Genomic DNA, 21,938 nt, shown 5'->3' with positions numbered 1-21,938 from the left:
CTGAGAAAGAGGGGCTTCTTACTATTTCCCGTCAACGCTTTTTCGATCTTTGATTGTGATTTTAATGTACTATAAGTTTTATCTCTTTTCAACCGTTTTATACAGCAAGCTTCGTTTTGTAGGACTTCACCATGTCTACAAACAGCTGTGTTAACCGGTGATCGTCTGTCAGCTCTGGATGAAAGGAGCAGCCTAAGATATTGTTTTCTTTCGCCATCACAATCTTGCCATCATATTCAGCCATGATTTCTACGTCATCATTTGCGCTGATGATATGAGGCGCACGGATGAATACCCCTGTAAACGGCGCATCCAGTCCTTTTACTTCTAAATCTGCTTCAAAGCTGTCTACCTGTCTGCCAAAAGAATTCCGTGCAACAGATACATTTAACAGTCCAAGATGAGCATCTTCTCGATCTTCGATATGCTTTGCCAGCATAATCAAACCGGCACATGTCCCGAAAATCGGTTTCCCTTGAGCAGCGAACGCTTTGATCGGGTCAATGAATTGGTACGTATCCATGAGTCTTCTCATCGTCGTACTTTCTCCACCAGGGATAATCAAACCGTCAACGGATTTTAGCTCTTCTACACGTTTGATGATCTTTCCTTCTGCGCCGCAGGCTTCAATCGATTGAATATGCTCTCTCACCGCTCCTTGAAGCCCTAGTACACCAATTGTCAGCATGTTCGTTTGCGCTCCCTTAATTACCAGCCACGCTCTTGCATACGTTCTTCTGGCAGTAGATTTGAAATTTCAATTCCTTTCATAGCTGTTCCAAGCTCTTTTGAAAGTTCTGCAATGAGACGGTAATCAGTGTAATGAGTCGTTGCTTCAACAATTGCTTTTGCAAATTTAGCTGGATTGTCTGATTTGAAAATACCAGATCCGACAAATACACCGTCTGCGCCAAGCTGCATCATTAACGCAGCATCTGCTGGTGTCGCAACGCCTCCTGCTGCAAAGTTCACAACTGGCAGCTTGCCGTCTCTTTTGATTTGCAGCAATAATTCATAAGGCGCGCCAAGATTCTTGGCTTCTGTCATCAGTTCATCTTCACTCATAGCCGATACTTTACGAATCTGAGCATTGACCTTTCTCATATGACGAACAGCTTCTACGATGTTGCCTGTCCCAGGTTCTCCTTTTGTGCGAAGCATAGAAGCGCCTTCTGCGATACGGCGGGTTGCCTCACCTAAATCGCGGCATCCACAGACAAAAGGTACTGTGTATTCATTTTTATTTAAATGGAATTCCTCATCTGCGGGCGTCAGCACTTCACTCTCATCGATATAATCAACACCAAGTGCTTCAAGAACACGAGCCTCGACGATGTGGCCGATACGTGCTTTTGCCATGACTGGAATCGTTACTGCATTTTGTACTTCCTCTACGATTCTTGGGTCTGCCATACGGGCAACACCGCCTGCAGCACGGATATCAGCTGGTACTCGTTCTAGTGCCATGACTGCCACTGCACCTGCTTCTTCTGCAATTTTTGCCTGCTCCGCATTGACGACATCCATAATGACGCCGCCCTTTTGCATTTCTGCCATTCCACGTTTCACTCGTTCAGTTCCCTTATTGCTCACAATAGTTTCCTCCCATTTGTCTATTCGATTCATTCAACATCTTTATCATACAAGCGAGGAAGTATAACAATAAAGAGAATAGTATAACAATTCAATCAGCCGATAAAAAAGAATAAATCCTTGTATATAAAGGGTTTTCAGCTAAATACATGTCATTTTCTCTATCAAGTGAGATTTACATGCTATAATGCAACTATAACAATTAAAAATTATGTATAACAATTTTGCATTCAATGGAGGGGTTTCATGCATATTGATATCCATCGACATTCTGATACATCTCTTTCAAATCAAATTTACTTTTCAATCATCGATCACATTCAATCGGGTTTGCTTCAGCAAGGAGAAAAGCTGCCAACTGTCCGTGATTTAGCTAAACAGCTCAATGTGAGTCTTGTCACGGCAGCTAAGGCATACACCCGATTAAAAGACGACGGATACTTAACGACGGTGCAAGGTAAAGGAACTTTTGTGAATGAGCAGCAAGAGCAGACAGAGACCCCGGTTCCATCATCTACCTCTTTCGATTGGCAGTTGTCGATTCCAGATTATTTACCACGGTCTCAATTCGCTCAGTATCACTATGTCGAAGAAGCCATTAACCTTTCTTCCTCTATGATCGATCCAGGGCTTTTGCCAAACCGGTATTTAGAAAAAGAAATGCAGCATGTACTAGCCAGACATCCTCAAATCATGTCGAAGTATGGAGAAATACAAGGTGATCTTCAGCTGCGACAAGTCATTCAGTCCTTTTTAGAAAAGTTGGATGTGCCCTCTACACCTGAAAATATCCTTGTAACAAGTGGTTCTCAGCAAGGGCTTGATTTGGTGGCACGTACGTTTATTGGGCCGGATGATGTAGTTGTCATGGAAGCACCGACCTATCCCGGGGCCATTGATGTCTTTATGGGCAGAGGAGCAAGAATCATTACCGTCCCTGTCGATCATGAAGGAATGAACATGAAGCAGCTTCAAAGCATTTGTGATAAATATAAACCGAAGCTCATCTATACGATTCCTACTTTCCACAGTCCAACAGGGGCCAGTATGTCGATGAAGCGTAGAAAACAGCTTCTCCTACTGGCTCAAAGCATTGATTGTCTCATTGTAGAAGATGACCCTTACCGTGAGCTTTATTTTGAAAAGAAGCCGCCAGCACCTATTAAAAGCTTGGACCATGATGGACATGTCATTTATTTACGAGGATTAAGTAAAACACTGGCTCCAGGATGCAGAATAGGGATTATCACAGCGTCAGGCTCGATATTTAACCGTTTATTAGCTGCAAAGGCCAATAATGACTTAGGCAGCCCTCTCCTCACACAAAAGGCCATATTACCGTTTCTGACATCGAAGAAAATGATTGATCATACGAAGAAGCTAAGAACCGCCTTGAAAGTGAGACGCGATTTGATGATGGATGTGTTAACGAAGCATGCACCGAAAGATGTAACGTGGCAAATTCCACAGGGCGGTCTCAATTTATGGCTCAGCTTTCCTTCCTGGGTCGATACACGAGCACTGTTGCATGAAGCACGTAAGCAGCAAATTACCTTTTTGCCTGGCTCTGTCTGCTATCCTGGAGAGCCGAAACAGAATTATATCCGCCTCAGCTTTTCTTATGTGAATGAAAAAGCACTGGCCGAGGGCGTGGAAAAGTTATGTGGTATTTTTCAGCAAGCCTTGTCCACTCCTCAAAATCAGAAGCAATCGCTCTTCTTTTAACGATAAAAAAACTGCTCTCATGTATAGAGAGCAGTTTTTTTATTAGAACCAGCCTTTTACTGTGTCAACGATTCCACCCCAAATGCCAGCGAAGAATCCACCTACACCACGCATTGCAAGGATGAACCAGTTTGCTTTTTCATCGCTTGTTTTCGTCACAAGCTCAACACCTGATTGGTCTTTATTTAAATAGCCGTAGTCCTTCTCATCACCAGAATAAGAAGTCGTCAGCATGCCAACCTTCGTTCCTTTTTTAATAGGAGCTTCTAGTTTCTTTTTCTCGATATTTACTTTTGCTTTATAGCTCTTTTCGTCACCATTTTTTACTGGCACAGAAAATGCTTCTTTCGTCACAACAGGTACTTCTTTATCTTTGCCTTTATCCACTTCGATGTTTTCATGTCCTTTAATTTGTTGACCTTTTTTGTACATTTCTTTCATCTTGAAGTTTTTAAACGCATAGTCGAACAGTTTTTTTGCCACGTCGAAACGTGCTGTATGAAGATTACCTTTTGCATTCAAAATAACTGCGATGACACGCATGTCACCTTGTTTTGCTGTACCTGTGAAGCTAGAACCGGCTGAATCTGTAGATCCCGTTTTCAGACCGTCAACACCTTTATATTCCTTCACAAGTCCTTTAAGCATGAAGTTCCAGTTAGGCATGTCCATTTCATCGTCAGTGCCTTCTCTGAACTTTGTTTTCGCAATACTTGCTGTTTCAAGAATTTCTGGATGGTCTTTGATGAGATGCTGTGCAAGCAAAGCCATATCTTTTGCAGATACTTCACTTTCTTCATCAGGACCTGTACCTTTTGGCTGTTGGCCATGTAAGTCTTTATTTTCCAGACCAGTTGCATTCACAAATTTGTAGTTTGTTAAACCAAGTTCTTTTGCTTTTGCGTTCATTTTTTCAACAAACTTCGATTCTGATCCAGCGATCACTTCTGCTAAACCAATCGCTGCTGCATTTGCCGAATAAATAGCCGTTGCTTGATAAAGTTCTTTTACTGTATACGAACCATCTTTTCTCAAAGGAACGTTGGATAAGCTGCGGTCCTGAGAAATTTCGTATACATAATCATCTGGCGTATACTTTTGATCCCATTTCACTTTTCCTTCAGCAATTGCCTCTAGTAATAGATACTCTGTCATCATTTTTGCCATACTTGCAATAGGCAGTCTTTGATCTGCGTTTTTACTATAAAGAATTTTACCTGTAGAAGCTTCAATAAGGATCGCTGCTTTCGCATTCACACTGAATGGATCTTCAGCAGCTTTTGCTTTGGACATTGGTGTAAATGCTGTAACAATCAATGCCAATGCAAGGATAGAGACCATAAGCTGTTTCATCATCTTGCTGTTCAATCGTCATACCTCCGTATTCATCTTTTTTCGACGTTTTTCATATATATGTAATCCACAAGGGCTTATCTCAACACAACAGTATAAATTTTATCACAATAAAGACAAAAAAAATAGACAGAGTCATAGACCCTGTCAAATGTAATTTGATTGTCACAATTTATCAAGAAATTGTGTAGTTTGGTGATTCTTTTGTAATTTGTACATCATGTGGATGACTCTCACGAAGTCCTGCACCCGTCATACGAATGAATTGTGCTTCTTCTCTAAGAGTGCGTAAATCTTGCGTTCCACAATAGCCCATACCAGAACGAATACCGCCAACTAGTTGATACACTGTATCAACGACTGGCCCTTTGTATGGTGTACGGCCTTCGATACCTTCAGGAACGAATTTTTTATTATCTTCTTGGAAGTAACGATCTTTACTTCCTTTTTCCATTGCAGCGACAGAACCCATACCACGATAAACTTTGAAACGTCTACCTTGGAAAATTTCTGTTTCTCCTGGGCTTTCAGATGTACCAGCTAGAAGGCTTCCCAGCATAACAGCATGTCCGCCAGATGCTAATGCTTTCACGATATCACCTGAATATTTAATTCCACCATCTGCAATAATAGCTTTACCATGTTTTCTTGCTTCTGTTGCACAGTCATAGATCGCTGTGATTTGTGGTACACCGACACCTGCAACAACACGTGTTGTACAAATAGATCCTGGTCCGATACCGACTTTCACAATATCTGCTCCTGCTTCAAACAATGCTTTTGTTGCTTCAGCTGTTGCAACATTACCAGCAATGATGTTAAGAGAAGGATACGTTTCACGGATTTTCGATACAGTGTTTAGAACACCTTGAGAATGACCGTGTGCTGTATCAATGACAATGACATCTACATTGGCTTCGACTAATTTTTTCACACGTGTCATTGTATCGCCAGTGACACCAACAGCGGCACCAACAATTAAACGGCCATGTGCATCTTTAGAGGAGTTAGGGAATTCAATCACTTTTTCAATATCTTTGATTGTGATAAGACCTTTTAACGTTCCTTCGTCATCTAAAAGAGGTAATTTTTCAATCTTGTACTGCTGTAGGATTTTTTCAGCTTCTTCTAATGTTGTACCAACAGAAGCTGTCACAAGTTCCTCTTTTGTCATCACGTCGCTAATCTTCATTGAATAATCCGAAATAAAACGAAGGTCACGGTTCGTAATAATACCAACAAGCTTTTGGTCTTGTTCGTTGTTGACAATCGGCACACCTGAAATACGGTATTTACCCATCAAATGCTCTGCATCAAATACTTGATGCTCTGGTGTTAAGAAGAATGGATTTGTAATAACGCCGCGCTCTGAACGTTTTACTTTATCCACCTGTTCTGCTTGCTGTTCAATGGACATGTTCTTATGAATAATACCAAGACCACCTTGACGTGCCATTGCAATCGCCATTTGTGATTCCGTCACTGTGTCCATTCCCGCACTGATAATTGGAATGTTTAGCTTTAATGTGCTTGTTAGCTCCACTGATAAATCGACATCACGCGGAAGTACTTCAGACTTTGCTGGAACAAGCAAAACATCGTCAAACGTCAAACCTTCTTTTGAAAATTTACTTTCCCACATTAGTAAATCCCCCTCTTTTCGGCAAAATATTATATGTAGATTATCAACTAGCAAACAGCATGTCAAGGAAGCAACAAACAGTTGCAATTTTTAGAAAATATAAAGAGAGTTGAGGAAGAAGATGAAAAGTTCAGGATGGAAGGATTTAAAACGTTTTTACTCGCTCGAAACCTCCCAAAAGTTTCTATTTCAACAATATGAGAAACGCAACATTCAAGATGCAAACCAGCAAGCCTATAAAAACTGTGAACGATTTATTTACTTTCTAAAACATGGCCATACGTTCTATGAACAGGCAGCGATCGCGCCTCTAGAACTTAAACCCATTTTATTGTTTTATGGAATGGCACAGCTGCTTAAAGCATGTTTGCTGACAGTGGATCCCCATTATCCTTCTCAAACCTCTGTTTTAGCTCATGGCGTAACATCGAGAAAGAGAAAGAAACAGCATTACCGTTTTAGTGAAGATGAGGTGAAAATCCAAAGAAATGGGCTATGTATGCATGTGTTAAAGCATCTATTTCAATTAAATGGTCTTGAAGATGAACGATTTACGATGATCCATCTCCTGTCTAAAATACCTGAAATGAGTCATATTCTTGAGTTTCAAAAGCAGCCCTCGACTTTAGTTAAAGTAGAAAAGGCTAATGGAATGATGATTCAAGATCATATTCCATTACTTTATAACATGTCTGCTGAACGCTTTATTGAATACTTTGAGTTTCATACAAGCTGGAAACTCAAACAGAGAGAGGCTAAAAAACTGACGTTTGATATATTTCTTGAAGAAAACCCAGCACTTGCTACTCATCTTCATTATGATTTAGAAATGGATCAATGGTTTATACCCTCAACACGAGATGCTTTTCTAGGGATTCCTGAAATCATCAGCCATTACTTATTGATGTATAACCTTAGTATGATTGCCCGCTACGAAACAGAATGGTGGTACGAGCTGCTGTCTCAATACATTAGCGATGATTACGTCATGATTGAACGCTACATGGAGATTGCAGAAGAGAAGTTCCCAGCATACATCATGATGCTGTTAGAAGAAAACACAAAAAAGACCAGTTCCGACTGGAACTGATCCTAATAGAAGCTTGGCGGCGTCCTACTCTCACAGGGGGAAACCCCCAACTACCATCGGCGCTGAAGAGCTTAACTTCCGTGTTCGGTATGGGAACGGGTGTGACCTCTTCGCTATCGCCACCAAACCTGATGGAGAGAATGTTCTCTCAAAACTAGATAACAATGTTCATGCTTCACATTAGAATATAGGTTAAGTCCTCGATCTATTAGTATCTGTCAGCTCCACGTGTCACCACGCTTCCACCTCAGACCTATCAACCTGATCATCTTTCAGGGATCTTACTTCCTTGCGGAATGGGAAATCTCATCTTGAGGGGGGCTTCATGCTTAGATGCTTTCAGCACTTATCCCGTCCGCACATAGCTACCCAGCGATGCCCTTGGCAGAACAACTGGTACACCAGCGGTGCGTCCATCCCGGTCCTCTCGTACTAAGGACAGCTCCTCTCAAATTTCCTGCGCCCGCGACGGATAGGGACCGAACTGTCTCACGACGTTCTGAACCCAGCTCGCGTACCGCTTTAATGGGCGAACAGCCCAACCCTTGGGACCGACTACAGCCCCAGGATGCGATGAGCCGACATCGAGGTGCCAAACCTCCCCGTCGATGTGGACTCTTGGGGGAGATAAGCCTGTTATCCCCGGGGTAGCTTTTATCCGTTGAGCGATGGCCCTTCCATGCGGAACCACCGGATCACTAAGCCCGACTTTCGTCCCTGCTCGACTTGTAGGTCTCGCAGTCAAGCTCCCTTGTGCCTTTACACTCTGCGAATGATTTCCAACCATTCTGAGGGAACCTTTGGGCGCCTCCGTTACATTTTAGGAGGCGACCGCCCCAGTCAAACTGCCCACCTGACACTGTCTCCCTGCCCGATAAGGGCAGCGGGTTAGAAGGTCAATACAGCCAGGGTAGTATCCCACCGATGCCTCCACCGAAGCTAGCGCTCCGGTTTCCAAGGCTCCTACCTATCCTGTACAAGCTGTACCAACATTCAATATCAGGCTGCAGTAAAGCTCCACGGGGTCTTTCCGTCCTGTCGCGGGTAACCTGCATCTTCACAGGTACTATAATTTCACCGAGTCTCTCGTTGAGACAGTGCCCAGATCGTTGCGCCTTTCGTGCGGGTCGGAACTTACCCGACAAGGAATTTCGCTACCTTAGGACCGTTATAGTTACGGCCGCCGTTTACTGGGGCTTCAATTCGCACCTTCGCTTACGCTAAGCGCTCCTCTTAACCTTCCAGCACCGGGCAGGCGTCAGCCCCTATACTTCGCCTTACGGCTTCGCAGAGACCTGTGTTTTTGCTAAACAGTCGCCTGGGCCTATTCACTGCGGCTTCTCGGGGCTTTAACACCCTAAGAAGCACCCCTTCTCCCGAAGTTACGGGGTCATTTTGCCGAGTTCCTTAACGAGAGTTCTCTCGATCACCTTAGGATTCTCTCCTCGCCTACCTGTGTCGGTTTGCGGTACGGGCACCTCTCACCTCGCTAGAGGCTTTTCTTGGCAGTGTGGAATCAGGAACTTCGCTACTAAATTTCGCTCGCCATCACAGCTCAGCCTTTACGGGAAACGGATTTGCCTATTTCCCAGCCTAACTGCTTGGACGCGGATATCCAATACCGCGCTTACCCTATCCTCCTGCGTCCCCCCATTGCTCAAATGGTGAGGAGGTGGTACAGGAATATCAACCTGTTGTCCATCGCCTACGCCTTTCGGCCTCGGCTTAGGTCCCGACTAACCCTGAGCGGACGAGCCTTCCTCAGGAAACCTTAGGCATTCGGTGGACGGGATTCTCACCCGTCTTTCGCTACTCATACCGGCATTCTCACTTCTAAGCGCTCCACCAGTCCTTCCGGTCTGGCTTCACAGCCCTTAGAACGCTCTCCTACCACTGTTCGTAAGAACAGTCCGCAGCTTCGGTGATACGTTTAGCCCCGGTACATTTTCGGCGCAGAGTCACTCGACCAGTGAGCTATTACGCACTCTTTAAATGGTGGCTGCTTCTAAGCCAACATCCTGGTTGTCTAAGCAACTCCACATCCTTTTCCACTTAACGTATACTTTGGGACCTTAGCTGGCGGTCTGGGCTGTTTCCCTTTCGACTACGGATCTTATCACTCGCAGTCTGACTCCCAAGGATAAGTCATCGGCATTCGGAGTTTGACTGAATTCGGTAACCCGGTAGGGGCCCCTAGTCCAATCAGTGCTCTACCTCCGAGACTCTTACCTTGAGGCTAGCCCTAAAGCTATTTCGGAGAGAACCAGCTATCTCCAGGTTCGATTGGCATTTCACCCCTACCCACACCTCATCCCCGCACTTTTCAACGTGCGTGGGTTCGGGCCTCCATTCAGTGTTACCTGAACTTCACCCTGGACATGGGTAGATCACCTGGTTTCGGGTCTACGACCACGTACTCATGCGCCCTATTCAGACTCGCTTTCGCTGCGGCTCCGCATCTTCTGCTTAACCTTGCACGGGATCGTAACTCGCCGGTTCATTCTACAAAAGGCACGCCATCACCCGTTAACGGGCTCTGACTACTTGTAGGCACACGGTTTCAGGATCTATTTCACTCCCCTTCCGGGGTGCTTTTCACCTTTCCCTCACGGTACTGGTTCACTATCGGTCACTAGGGAGTATTTAGCCTTGGGAGATGGTCCTCCCGGATTCCGACGGAATTTCACGTGTTCCGCCGTACTCAGGATCCACTCTGGAGAGAACGACATTTCAGTTACAGGGCTGTTACCTTCTTTGGCGGGCCTTTCCAGACCTCTTCGCTTATATCATTCCTTTGTAACTCCGTATAGAGTGTCCTACAACCCCAAGAGGCAAGCCTCTTGGTTTGGGCTGTTCCCGTTTCGCTCGCCGCTACTCAGGGAATCGCATTTGCTTTCTCTTCCTCCGGGTACTTAGATGTTTCAGTTCCCCGGGTATGCCTTCTCATACTCTATGTATTCAAGTATGGATACTACTCCATTACGAGCAGTGGGTTTCCCCATTCGGAAATCTCCGGATCAAAGCTTGCTTACAGCTCCCCGAAGCATATCGGTGTTCGTCCCGTCCTTCATCGGCTCCTAGTGCCAAGGCATCCACCGTGCGCCCTTTCTAACTTAACCATTTCTTACTTTAGAAAGAATCACTATGTGTGATGAACTTTGCATTGCATTCAATGTGAATGTATTACTTATTGTTATCTAGTTTTCAAAGAACACGTTGGTGGAGCCTAGCGGGATCGAACCGCTGACCTCCTGCGTGCAAGGCAGGCGCTCTCCCAGCTGAGCTAAGGCCCCGATTTAATAGAAGATGGTGGGCCTGAGTGGACTCGAACCACCGACCTCACGCTTATCAGGCGTGCGCTCTAACCAGCTGAGCTACAGGCCCATCTTTCATATCGAAGATATGATGTTGTAGGATCTTTTGCAAGTTCCTTCAAAACTAAACAAGACGAAAACGTACGCTGCTCCATATATCCTTAGAAAGGAGGTGATCCAGCCGCACCTTCCGATACGGCTACCTTGTTACGACTTCACCCCAATCATCTGCCCCACCTTCGGCGGCTGGCTCCATAAAGGTTACCTCACCGACTTCGGGTGTTGCAAACTCTCGTGGTGTGACGGGCGGTGTGTACAAGGCCCGGGAACGTATTCACCGCGGCATGCTGATCCGCGATTACTAGCGATTCCAGCTTCACGCAGTCGAGTTGCAGACTGCGATCCGAACTGAGAACAGATTTATGGGATTGGCTAAACCTTGCGGTCTTGCAGCCCTTTGTTCTGTCCATTGTAGCACGTGTGTAGCCCAGGTCATAAGGGGCATGATGATTTGACGTCATCCCCACCTTCCTCCGGTTTGTCACCGGCAGTCACCTTAGAGTGCCCAACTGAATGCTGGCAACTAAGATCAAGGGTTGCGCTCGTTGCGGGACTTAACCCAACATCTCACGACACGAGCTGACGACAACCATGCACCACCTGTCACTCTGTCCCCGAAGGGAAAGCCCTATCTCTAGGGTTGTCAGAGGATGTCAAGACCTGGTAAGGTTCTTCGCGTTGCTTCGAATTAAACCACATGCTCCACCGCTTGTGCGGGCCCCCGTCAATTCCTTTGAGTTTCAGTCTTGCGACCGTACTCCCCAGGCGGAGTGCTTAATGCGTTAGCTGCAGCACTAAGGGGCGGAAACCCCCTAACACTTAGCACTCATCGTTTACGGCGTGGACTACCAGGGTATCTAATCCTGTTCGCTCCCCACGCTTTCGCTCCTCAGCGTCAGTTACAGACCAGAGAGTCGCCTTCGCCACTGGTGTTCCTCCACATCTCTACGCATTTCACCGCTACACGTGGAATTCCACTCTCCTCTTCTGCACTCAAGTTTCCCAGTTTCCAATGACCCTCCCCGGTTGAGCCGGGGGCTTTCACATCAGACTTAAGAAACCGCCTGCGAGCCCTTTACGCCCAATAATTCCGGACAACGCTTGCCACCTACGTATTACCGCGGCTGCTGGCACGTAGTTAGCCGTGGCTTTCTGGTTAGGTACCGTCAAGGTGCGAGCAGTTACTCTCGCACTTGTTCTTCCCTAACAACAGAGCTTTACGATCCGAAAACCTTCATCACTCACGCGGCGTTGCTCCGTCAGACTTTCGTCCATTGCGGAAGATTCCCTACTGCTGCCTCCCGTAGGAGTCTGGGCCGTGTCTCAGTCCCAGTGTGGCCGATCACCCTCTCAGGTCGGCTACGCATCGTCGCCTTGGTGAGCCATTACCCCACCAACTAGCTAATGCGCCGCGGGTCCATCTGTAAGTGACAGCCGAAACCGTCTTTCATCCTTGAACCATGCGGTTCAAGGAACTATCCGGTATTAGCTCCGGTTTCCCGGAGTTATCCCAGTCTTACAGGCAGGTTACCCACGTGTTACTCACCCGTCCGCCGCTAACATCCGGGAGCAAGCTCCCTTCTGTCCGCTCGACTTGCATGTATTAGGCACGCCGCCAGCGTTCGTCCTGAGCCAGGATCAAACTCTCCGAAAAAATACAAAACCGAAGTTTTGCTTTTCGCCAGTTTGACTGACTACCTATGAAGTTTCATAGGATTTTTTTATAAAAACTCGAATTAACAGGTACGTTTTGTCTTGTTTAGTTTTCAAAGAACTTGTTTGTCACTCTCTTAAAGCGACCACTTAAATATATCATATATCTCTATCAACAGTCAACATTTTTCTTGAAAAACATTTTATTTTTTTAAGAAGTTTCCACTGTAACAGAGATAAAAAATAGAGCCTCTTTTTGCTCCTTTGAAAGATTAACACATATCTATGAAAAAAGCATTATAAATTTCAAAAAAACTCATGTTTTTTTAGAAAAAAATAAAGCCGGTGAAAAACCGGCTTTATTTTTACTCAGATTGCTCTTGATCTGACTCTATAGTTTCTACGTTTTCTTCAGAATTCTCTTCATCATCTTCTTGTGATTGTTCAACTAATGCCACTGTAGCGACATGTTCATCATCACCTAGACGGATCAGGCGGACACCTTGAGTGACTCGACCTGTTGTTGAAATGTCTGAAACGGCCATACGAATGATCACACCGCTTCCTGTAATAATCATCAAGTCCTCTTCAGCTTCAGCATTCGTCGCCTTCACTGCGACAAGCGGACCATTGTTGTCAGTGATTTTACATGTTTTAAGACCTTTACCGCCCCGACTTTGAACACGGTATTCTTTTTCAGGTGTTAACTTACCATATCCTTTTTCGGTGACAATCAATACGTTTGCATCTGGCTCAAGGATTTCCATCCCAACGACGATGTCATCTTCAGAAAGCGTAATTCCTTTCACGCCAGCTGCCGTACGCCCCATTTCACGAACATCTGTCTCGTCGAAACGAATCAGCATACCTTTTTTCGTTCCAATGATGATTTGTTTTTCTCCATTGGTTAAACGGACAGCCATCAGTTCATCTTCGTCACGAAGACTTAATGCGATAAGTCCATTGTTTCGAATGTTGGCAAACTGAGACAATGAAGTTCGTTTTGATACACCATGTCTTGTTGTAAAGAAGAGATACGAATCTTCATCAAATTCGCTTACTGGAATAATGGCATTAATCCACTCTCCCTTTTCTACTTCAAGCAGGTTAATAATCGGAATCCCTTTCGCTGTCCGTCCGAATTCAGGAATCTCATATCCCTTCGCACGATAGACCTTCCCTTTATTAGAGAAGAAGAGGATCGTATCATGGGTAGATGTTGAAATCAGCTGTTCTACGAAATCATCCTCATTGGTTCCCATTCCCTGAACACCTTTACCGCCTCTTTTTTGACTGCGGTATGTTGATGCAGGCAGACGCTTGATATAACCATTATGAGTCAGCGTAATCACGATGTTCTCAACAGGAATCAAATCTTCGTCTTCAATTGTTTCAATACCTGCTGTCACAATTTCAGTACGGCGCGTATCATTGAAACGTTCTTTGATTTCTGTTAATTCTTCTCTAATGATTTCAAGAACTTTTTCATTGTCTGCTAAAATGGCTTTCAACTCAGCAATCAAATCAACAAGCCCTTTGTATTCTTCTTCTATCTTTTCTCTTTCCAAACCAGTTAAGCGCTGAAGACGCATATCAAGAATGGCCTGTGCTTGTTTTTCGGACAAGCTATAGTTCTCCATTAAGCCATTTCTCGCGATTTCAGCAGTTTGAGAGCTTCTAATTAATGCAATGACTTCATCTAAGTGGTCAAGAGCGATTCTTAAACCTTCTAGAATATGAGCTCTTGCTTCAGCTTTACGAAGTTCATATGCTGTTCTTCTGCGAATAATCACTTTTTGATGCTCTAGATAATATTCAAGACATTGTTTGAGGGACAAGACTTTAGGCTGTCCATCGACAAGTGCCAATAAGTTGATTCCAAATGATGTTTGGAGTGTCGTTTGTTTATAAAGATTGTTTAATAGAACGTGGGCGTTCGCATCTCTTCGCAGTTCAATCACAATCCGCATTCCATTACGATCAGACTCGTCACGCAGATCTGTAATGCCATCGATCTTTTTATCGCGCACAAGATCAGCGATTTTTTCGATCAAACGGGCTTTGTTGACCTGATATGGAATTTCATTGATGACAATCCGCTGCTTACCGCTGGATGTTTCTTCGATGATAGACTTAGCACGTAATGTAATAGAGCCCCGGCCTGTTTCATATGCCTTACGGATTCCGCTTCGGCCAATGATTTGTCCCGCAGTTGGGAAGTCTGGTCCTGGAATGATCTCCATTAGTTCCTGTGTTGTCATTTCTGGACTTTGACTAATTGCCAGTACACCATCAATCACTTCACCTAGCTGGTGAGGCGGAATGTTGGTTGCCATCCCTACAGCGATACCTGTTGCCCCGTTGACTAATAAGTTCGGGAAACGAGCAGGCATGACGATTGGTTCTCTTTCACTGCCATCGTAGTTATCTTGATAATCAATCGTATCCTTGGTGATATCACGAAGGATTTCCATTGAAATTTTAGATAGACGCGCCTCAGTATAACGCATTGCTGCTGCACTGTCTCCATCGACAGAACCAAAGTTTCCGTGTCCTTCAACCAGCATATTTCGATAGTTGAAGTCTTGCGCCATACGAACCATCGCTTCGTATACAGCGCTGTCACCGTGAGGGTGGTACTTACCGATAACTTCTCCAACGATACGTGCAGATTTCTTAAATGGTTTATCACTTGTCATACCTAGGTCATTCATCGCATACAAAATTCTTCGATGCACGGGCTTCAATCCATCTCGCACATCTGGTAATGCACGCGAAACAATAACACTCATTGCATAATCTAAAAAGGACGTACGCATTTCTTGACTAATATTCACTTCGCGTACATTTGGTGTATGTTGTTCACTCACTATAAGAACCTCCCTTTACGTATCACATGAAATAAATTATGTGGGAGTAAAATATGTATTTATCTTCACAAGACTATTCTTCATTATATCAATAATCTCGGCTTTATACACATTAATTTACTAGAAAATCAACGAAAACACGGAAAACCAGGACATTCGTTTCACACCCCTGTTTCTTGAAAAACAACCTTATTCCAAACAAGAAATAAGGTTGTTCTCAGGAGGGATTCATCTAAATATCAAGGTTTTTCACGTATTGTGCATTTTCTTCGATAAAGTTCCGTCTCGGCTCTACTTTATCTCCCATCAGCATTTCAAATGTCTCATCAGCATCGATCGCATCCTCAAGTGTGACTTGAAGAAGTGTTCTCGCATCAGGGTCCATTGTTGTTTCCCAAAGCTGAGTAGCATTCATCTCTCCAAGACCTTTATAACGCTGAAGTCCAGGCTTTGGTGTTTGAGGTAGTGATTTTAACAGCTCATCCAGCTGTTTATCGTTATACACGTACTCCACACGTTTTCCTTGCTGCACTTTATATAAAGGCGGCTGCGCAATATACACATAACCGTTTTCAATGATTTGACGCATGTAACGATAAAAGAATGTTAAGAGAAGCGTTCGGATATGCGCTCCATCTACATCGGCATCTGTCATGATCACAACTTTGTGATAGCGTGCTTTCTCTAAAGTGAAGTCTTCTCCAATTCCAGTTCCTAACGCTGTAATCATTGCACGAACCTCGTTGTTCGATAAAATTTTATCTAAACGAGCTTTTTCTACGTTTAGGATCTTCCCTCTTAACGGTAAGATCGCTTGGAAGTGACGATCACGGCCTTGCTTAGCAGATCCGCCCGCAGAATCTCCCTCTACAATATAGAGCTCAGAGATGGAAGGATCTTTAGAAGAACAGTCCGCCAGTTTCCCAGGTAAGCTGGAGACTTCCAGCGCACTTTTACGTCTTGTCAGCTCACGAGCCTTTTTGGCAGCCATTCTTGCACGAGCTGCCATCAGTCCTTTTTCCACAATTTTTTTCGCAGAATCAGGATTTTCAAGCAAGAATTTCTCAAGTGCTTCTGAGAAAAGGGAGTCTGTGATGGTTCTCGCTTCTGAGTTCCCAAGCTTTGTCTTCGTTTGCCCTTCGAATTGAGGGTCTGGATGTTTGATGGAGATAATGGCTGTTAAGCCTTCTCGCACATCTTCACCACTTAAATTCGCATCCCCATCTTTGAATACGCCATTTTTACGAGCATAGTCATTGATGACACGCGTTAGACCGGTTTTAAAACCAGCTTCGTGTGTTCCGCCTTCATACGTGTTGATATTGTTGGCGAAGGAATAGATATTGCTTGTATAGGAATCGTTATATTGTAATGCTACTTCAACTGTGATTCCGTCTTTCTCACCTTCGATGTACACAGGTTCTTCATGAACGACTTCTTTTGAGCGGTTTAAATGTTCTACATAGCTCTTAATACCGCCTTCGTAGCAGTATTCATTTCTCCGCTCTTTGCCTTCACGCAAGTCTTCTATGATGATATTTACACCTTTTGTTAAGAAAGCTAACTCACGAACACGGTTAGCAAGTGTATCGTAATCAAATTCAATGGTTTCCGTGAAAATTTCTGGATCTGGCACAAAGTGGGTTGTTGTCCCGGTTACATCTGTTTCACCAATAACCTCTAAATCTCCCACTGGAACACCGCGTTTGAACTGCTGATAATGAATTTTTCCGTCACGGTATACGGTCACGTCTAAGGTAGTAGATAATGCATTTACAACAGATGCCCCTACACCATGCAGACCGCCAGATACTTTATAACCGCTGCCGTCAAATTTACCGCCAGCGTGAAGAACAGTCATAATGACCTCTACGGCAGGACGCCCCATTTTCTCATGAATTCCAACAGGAATCCCGCGGCCATTATCTTTTACTGTAATGCTGTTATCCTTTTCAATTTGCACTGTAATGTCTGTACAATAACCAGCTAATGCCTCATCAATACTGTTGTCGACAATTTCCCATACAAGATGGTGAAGTCCTTTTGCATTGGTTGACCCAATGTACATTCCTGGACGTTTTCTAACAGCTTCTAGTCCTTCAAGCACCTGTATCTGATTTTCATCATAACTATTATGTTGCTGTTCCATTGCCACGTACATTCACCTACACTTTTCTTAAACGATATATTTATATGAATTGAGCTTTTAGACTTCAATTTCAATCACAAACGAAGCACGTTTTTTGAGCGTGCTTGAGGAAAGAGGAGAGTAATAAACAGACTCAGTTGTGACGACAATGGATTTGGGTGTCCCTTGTGATAACGAAATGATATGTTTCTCCTGTTTTTGTAGAAATTCTTCTACAACAGAAGACGACCTCATTTTGTAATCAACAATTGCGACAATCTCTCGTGTAGAAACAACACAATCATCACCTAAATGAATATACAAGACTCACACCTCATTTATCAGTCAATTACTTTTCCACTGGCTACTCTGAAAATTTCCGCTTCTTTCAGGGTGGCGTGATCGATGCCTTCAACACTTGTTGTGGTGACGAAGGTCTGTACTCGCCCCTGAATGGTATGGAGCAAATGAGACTGTCTGTAATCATCAAGTTCAGATAACACATCATCAAGTAGAAGAATAGGATATTCTCCGATTTCTTCATGTATCAGATCAATTTCTGCCAGCTTTAGTGAAAGAGCTGTTGTTCTTTGCTGCCCTTGAGAGCCATATGTCTGAACATCCCGGCCATTCACAAAGAAAAGCAGGTCATCTCTGTGAGGTCCCCACAGTGTCACCCCTCGGTCTATTTCTCTCTCTCTTAGTTTCTGAAACGATTCTTCATAGCTATTCTTTATTTTCGACAAGTCTGACGCTTCTGATACCTCTATTGCCGTCTGGTATTGGAGCGTGAGTGTTTCTAGCTCTCTAGAAATCCCAAAATGCAGCGGCTGCGCCCATTTTTCGAGCTGTTTCGTAAAAGTCAGTCGTCTTTTGACCACTTTCGCTGCCGCATCAATCAACTGCTCTGTTAAAATCTCCAGCATCGCTTGATCCGATTGCTTTCTTGTCTGCAATTGTTTCAAGTAATGATTCCGCTGAGAAAGGATTTTTTGATAGAGCGATAAATCATGTAAGTAGACAGCAGAAACTTGTCCAATCTCCATGTCGAGGAATCTTCTGCGGATTTGCGGGCTGCCCTTCACAAGACTTAAGTCCTCTGGCGCAAACATGATGGTGTTTAATGCACCAACATAATGACTGAGCTTCTGTTGTTCAATGTGATTGACCTTGCCCTTTTTCCCTTTTTTTGAGATCACGAGCTGCATTGGGAGTGGACCATTTTTTTTAATGACTCTACCTTCTATTTTAGCATAGTCTTGGTCCCATCGGATAAGTTCTTTATCATTTGACGTACGATGAGACTTTGCCATCGACAATACATAGATCGCTTCCATCAAGTTCGTTTTACCTTGGGCATTCTCACCGATCATGACATTCACCTTATTGTCGAATTGAAGCTCGGTGTGTTCATAGTTTCGGTATGAAGTTAACGCCAGACTTTGAATGTACATGTATTGTCACCCGTTTCTAATTCACAACTTGAAATGTGCCGTAACCTTCAATCTCGACAACATCTCCTGGGTATAGTTTGCGTCCCCGTCTATTATCTGGCTCTTGATTAATGAACACCTCATGTTCACTTAAAAACCATTTCGCCATTCCGCCAGATTGGATGACTTCGGCTAATTTCAAAAACTGCCCTAATGTAATCATTTCTGTTTCAATGGTTATAAGATTAGGCATTGTATCGACCTCTTTCAATATCACTAATATCTAATTGTACTAAAAAACAAGACAAGAAGGAAAGGGGGAAAGCCAACTGGGATGAAAGAAAGCATGGAAAACGAGAAGAAAAGCTGCTGTGCACTCACACAGCAGCCATTTTAGTTTGAATTAATACGTTCTTACCGGAAGAATCAATTGCAAGATAGAATCATCATTCGGCGTACGCAGCAGGAACGGTCTCATTGCACCAGTGAAGCTTACATGAATATCTGTTCCCTCTAATACTTTTAACGCATCCAGCATATATTTTGGACTGAAGGAGATTTTAAGATCTTCCCCTTTAATGTCATCTGCTTGAACCGTCTCCACCACTTTACCGATCTCAGGTGAATTAGAAGAGATTTCAAGGCTTTGTTCAGGATCAGCTGACAGTTTCACGACATTATTACGTCCTTCTCTTGCCAAAAGTGATGCACGATCAATGGCTTGAAGGAACTCTTTCGTGTTGACCACGACATCCGTTTTACTTTCTTGCGGGATCAGACGAGCTGTATCTGGATAATTTCCATCCAGCAACCTTGAGAAGAACAGCACATTTTGTGCTTTAAAAAGAACTTGGGTTTCTGTAATGACGATGCTCACAAGATCTTGTCCATCATCAAGAATTTTACTTAGCTCTGTTAAACTCTTCCCTGGAATCACGACATTATACGAACTTTCCTCGTTAATATCTAGCTTCGCTTTTCTTAAAGCAAGACGGTGGCTATCCGTCGCCGTGCATATTAATTCACCTTTTTCCACCTTCCAGTTTACACCTGTCAAGATAGGTCGTGTTTCTGAGGTGGACACTGCAAAAACAGTTTGACGAATTAAGTTTTTAAGCAGATCTGTCGGAATTTGAAATGCATGATGCTCTTCAATTTGTGGAAGATGCGGATATTCTTCAGCATCTAAGCCGTTTAGGTTAAATTCCGCTGAACCAGAGCGGATGATCGTCAGGTGATTTTGTTCTACTTCAATTTCGACAGTAGACATAGGCAGTTTCTTTACAATTTCACTAAAGAAGCGGGCTTGAAGCACAATACTTCCCGGACGATCAATGGTGATAACCTCTAAATCTCCATCTCTTTGAGGAATGAAAGATTCAATTGAGATATCAGAATCGCTTCCTGTTAGAGAAACCCCTTCATCAGACGCAACAATTTTAATCCCTGTCAAAATAGGAATCGTTGTTCTAGAGGATACAGCCTTTAATACATCTTGGACACTTTGGACAAGACGATCTTTTTGAATCGTGAATTTCATAGTGGTCCTCCTAAATTTTCTTAATGACATGTATATATATTTTATTAATAAAAATCGTAGAAGTAATAGTAGGGCTTGTGAATATGTGGATAAGTCATGAAAAAGAAAGGAAAGACAGCCTATCCACATGTGGACAGACTGTGTATGACTATGCTCTAGTTATTCACATTTTCCCGTACTCATTATATCAGCTTGGTTATTTTAATTGTTCTTTGATCTCTTTGACATGCTGCTGAAGCTGTTCATCTTCAACAATTAATTTCGAAATCTTCTCATGAGCATGAATGACAGTCGTATGATCACGACCGCCAAATTCTTCTCCGATTTTAGGCAGAGAGGAATCGGTCATTTCTCTAGAGAGGTACATGGCAATTTGTCTTGGATAAGCAACTGACTTCGTACGTTTCTTTGCTTTGAAATCCTCTAATCGAATATTAAATTGCTGCCCTACAATTCTTTGAATATCTTTAATTGTAATGACCTTAGGCTTTGATGAAGGAATGATGTCCTTTAGCGCCTCAGCTGCTAGATCTGCATTAATGTCTTTATTAATTAAAGATGAATAAGCAACAACACGAATCAAAGCACCCTCCAGCTCACGAATGTTGCTGTCGATTTGATTGGCAATGTACAGCATGACTTCATTTGGAATGTCCAAACCTTCTGCCTTTGCTTTTTTGCGCAGAATTGCGATGCGCGTTTCTAGATCTGGCGGAGTAATGTCTGTAATTAAGCCCCATTCAAATCGAGAGCGTAATCTGTCTTCAAGTGTCGGAATTTCCTTCGGAGGCCGGTCACTAGAAATGACGATTTGCTTACTTTCTTCGTGAAGTGTGTTGAATGTATGGAAAAACTCTTCTTGTGTTTGTTCTTTTCCTGCTAGAAATTGAATATCATCTATCAAAAGCACATCTACATTCCGATAGCGGTTACGGAAGTCGACAGCTTTGTTATCTCGAATTGAGTTGATAAATTCATTAGTAAATTTTTCAGATGATAGATAGACCACTTTGGCCGATGGATTATGGTCGATCACGTAATGACCAATCGCATGCATCAAGTGAGTCTTTCCTAAACCAACGCCCCCATAAATAAAAAGCGGGTTATATGCTTTTGCTGGTGCTTCCGCGACTGCAAGTGAAGCGGCATGAGCAAAACGGTTGCCTGAACCAATAACAAAAGTATCAAATGTATATTTTGGATTCAGCATATTTTGTGGAATGTCAACGGGCTCTTCTTTAGACATTTTTTTGATAGGAGACTTTGGCATGGCTTCCTCTTCGTCCTGATTTTGAGGAATAATAAATTTAATGCTGAGCTCTTCACCTGTTAGTTCATAGATGGTATCAGCAATTAAGTGAAGATATCTTGACTCAAGCCAATCTCTAGCAAATTCATTAGGTGCCGTAATTGTAAGCGTATCTCCCTGAAGAGAATGGGCTTTTGTCGATTTCATCCATGTCTCAAAACTGGGTTTGCTCAATTTTGTCTCTATTTTTTGAAGTGCTTTATTCCACAGATCCAAAATATTTTCCAT

General features: G+C 43.5%; 13 protein-coding genes, 2 tRNA genes, 3 rRNA genes and 1 other annotated feature (1 of these 19 running past the window's edge). Of the genes, 2 read left to right on the top strand and 16 right to left on the bottom strand.

Annotated features, from left to right (window positions below; all coding sequences use genetic code 11):
* Positions 1-44 (bottom strand) — a binding site (T-box leader) (it extends 173 nt beyond the left edge of the window).
* Between the two features lie 53 nt (positions 45-97).
* Together pdxT and pdxS are read right to left on the bottom strand one after the other, a co-directional pair.
* Positions 98-688 (bottom strand): pyridoxal 5'-phosphate synthase glutaminase subunit PdxT, encoded by a 591-nt coding sequence (gene pdxT, locus MHB66_RS00090; protein ID WP_041115178.1) that lies wholly within the window; start codon positions 686-688, stop codon positions 98-100.
* Between the two features lie 20 nt (positions 689-708).
* Positions 709-1,593 carry a pyridoxal 5'-phosphate synthase lyase subunit PdxS gene (gene pdxS, locus MHB66_RS00085; protein ID WP_039175840.1) on the bottom strand — a complete coding sequence of 295 codons (885 nt, stop codon included), beginning with the start codon at positions 1,591-1,593 and terminating at the stop codon, positions 709-711.
* Positions 1,594-1,839: 246 nt separating this feature from the next.
* Between pdxS and MHB66_RS00080 the strand changes: the two genes are divergently transcribed.
* Complete coding sequence (locus MHB66_RS00080; protein ID WP_041115180.1) at positions 1,840-3,318, top strand: PLP-dependent aminotransferase family protein; 1,479 nt, start codon at positions 1,840-1,842, stop codon at positions 3,316-3,318.
* 42 nt (positions 3,319-3,360) lie between these two features.
* On the opposite strand, the gene MHB66_RS00075 is transcribed toward MHB66_RS00080, so the two are convergent.
* A complete protein-coding gene (locus tag MHB66_RS00075; protein WP_041115182.1) occupies positions 3,361-4,686 on the bottom strand; it encodes a D-alanyl-D-alanine carboxypeptidase family protein in 1,326 nt (441 codons plus the stop codon).
* A 160-nt stretch (positions 4,687-4,846) separates the two neighbouring features.
* Positions 4,847-6,313, bottom strand: a complete 1,467-nt coding sequence (guaB, locus tag MHB66_RS00070) for an IMP dehydrogenase (protein WP_024426749.1) — start codon at positions 6,311-6,313, stop codon at positions 4,847-4,849.
* 121 nt (positions 6,314-6,434) lie between these two features.
* On the opposite strand from guaB, the gene MHB66_RS00065 reads away from it, so the two are divergent.
* Positions 6,435-7,403 carry a YaaC family protein gene (locus tag MHB66_RS00065; protein ID WP_041115184.1) on the top strand — a complete coding sequence of 323 codons (969 nt, stop codon included), beginning with the start codon at positions 6,435-6,437 and terminating at the stop codon, positions 7,401-7,403.
* Positions 7,404-7,414: 11 nt separating this feature from the next.
* Here the strand turns inward: MHB66_RS00065 and rrf are convergent.
* The 12 genes from rrf to dnaA all read right to left on the bottom strand — a co-directional run bounded on the left by rrf (position 7,415) and on the right by dnaA (position 21,938).
* Positions 7,415-7,530, bottom strand: a 5S ribosomal RNA gene (gene rrf / locus MHB66_RS00060).
* 61 nt (positions 7,531-7,591) lie between these two features.
* Positions 7,592-10,522: ribosomal RNA gene (locus MHB66_RS00055) — 23S ribosomal RNA — on the bottom strand.
* A gap of 98 nt (positions 10,523-10,620) precedes the next feature.
* Positions 10,621-10,696 (bottom strand) — tRNA-Ala (locus MHB66_RS00050).
* Positions 10,697-10,710: 14 nt separating this feature from the next.
* A tRNA-Ile gene (locus MHB66_RS00045) sits at positions 10,711-10,787 on the bottom strand.
* 95 nt (positions 10,788-10,882) lie between these two features.
* Positions 10,883-12,431, bottom strand: a 16S ribosomal RNA gene (locus MHB66_RS00040).
* Together the 16S, 23S and 5S rRNA genes with 2 tRNA genes alongside form the textbook arrangement of a ribosomal RNA operon.
* Before the next feature lie 364 nt (positions 12,432-12,795).
* Entirely contained in the window at positions 12,796-15,300 is a 2,505-nt protein-coding gene (gyrA, locus tag MHB66_RS00035; RefSeq protein ID WP_034283649.1) for a DNA gyrase subunit A, read from the bottom strand.
* A gap of 232 nt (positions 15,301-15,532) precedes the next feature.
* The gene (gene gyrB, locus MHB66_RS00030) at positions 15,533-17,449 is read right to left on the bottom strand and encodes a DNA topoisomerase (ATP-hydrolyzing) subunit B (protein WP_041118480.1); all 1,917 of its coding nucleotides are present in this window, start codon (positions 17,447-17,449) and stop codon (positions 15,533-15,535) included.
* Positions 17,450-17,506: 57 nt separating this feature from the next.
* On the bottom strand, positions 17,507-17,752 hold the full coding sequence (locus tag MHB66_RS00025) for an extracellular matrix/biofilm biosynthesis regulator RemA family protein (RefSeq protein ID WP_034283648.1): 246 nt from the start codon (positions 17,750-17,752) through the stop codon (positions 17,507-17,509).
* Between the two features lie 17 nt (positions 17,753-17,769).
* Positions 17,770-18,882 carry a DNA replication/repair protein RecF gene (gene recF / locus MHB66_RS00020; protein ID WP_041105878.1) on the bottom strand — a complete coding sequence of 371 codons (1,113 nt, stop codon included), beginning with the start codon at positions 18,880-18,882 and terminating at the stop codon, positions 17,770-17,772.
* A 16-nt stretch (positions 18,883-18,898) separates the two neighbouring features.
* A complete protein-coding gene (gene yaaA, locus MHB66_RS00015) occupies positions 18,899-19,114 on the bottom strand; it encodes a S4 domain-containing protein YaaA (protein WP_008360916.1) in 216 nt (71 codons plus the stop codon).
* A gap of 150 nt (positions 19,115-19,264) precedes the next feature.
* Positions 19,265-20,401: a DNA polymerase III subunit beta gene (gene dnaN, locus MHB66_RS00010; protein WP_024424074.1), complete on the bottom strand. Its 1,137-nt coding sequence runs from the start codon at positions 20,399-20,401 to the stop codon at positions 19,265-19,267.
* A 196-nt stretch (positions 20,402-20,597) separates the two neighbouring features.
* Positions 20,598-21,938 carry a chromosomal replication initiator protein DnaA gene (gene dnaA / locus MHB66_RS00005; protein WP_024424073.1) on the bottom strand — a complete coding sequence of 447 codons (1,341 nt, stop codon included), beginning with the start codon at positions 21,936-21,938 and terminating at the stop codon, positions 20,598-20,600.

The organism is Bacillus sp. FSL L8-0167 (genome assembly GCF_038630295.1).
Taxonomy (GTDB): Bacteria; Bacillota; Bacilli; order Bacillales; family Bacillaceae; genus Bacillus; species Bacillus safensis.
This window is presented reverse-complemented; position numbering and strand designations above follow the sequence as displayed.

Bases quoted from the DNA above. Each gene is read 5' to 3' on its own strand.
- pdxT (WP_041115178.1), bottom strand. From the start codon at position 688: ATGCTGACAATTGGTGTACTAGGGCTTCAAGGAGCGGTGAGAGAGCAT.
- MHB66_RS00080 (WP_041115180.1), top strand. From the start codon at position 1,840: ATGCATATTGATATCCATCGACATTCTGATACATCTCTTTCAAATCAA.
- guaB (WP_024426749.1), bottom strand. From the start codon at position 6,313: ATGTGGGAAAGTAAATTTTCAAAAGAAGGTTTGACGTTTGACGATGTT.
- MHB66_RS00065 (WP_041115184.1), top strand. From the start codon at position 6,435: ATGAAAAGTTCAGGATGGAAGGATTTAAAACGTTTTTACTCGCTCGAA.
- gyrB (WP_041118480.1), bottom strand. From the start codon at position 17,449: ATGGAACAGCAACATAATAGTTATGATGAAAATCAGATACAGGTGCTT.
- recF (WP_041105878.1), bottom strand. From the start codon at position 18,882: ATGTACATTCAAAGTCTGGCGTTAACTTCATACCGAAACTATGAACAC.
- yaaA (WP_008360916.1), bottom strand. From the start codon at position 19,114: ATGCCTAATCTTATAACCATTGAAACAGAAATGATTACATTAGGGCAG.
- dnaN (WP_024424074.1), bottom strand. From the start codon at position 20,401: ATGAAATTCACGATTCAAAAAGATCGTCTTGTCCAAAGTGTCCAAGAT.
- dnaA (WP_024424073.1), bottom strand. From the start codon at position 21,938: ATGGAAAATATTTTGGATCTGTGGAATAAAGCACTTCAAAAAATAGAG.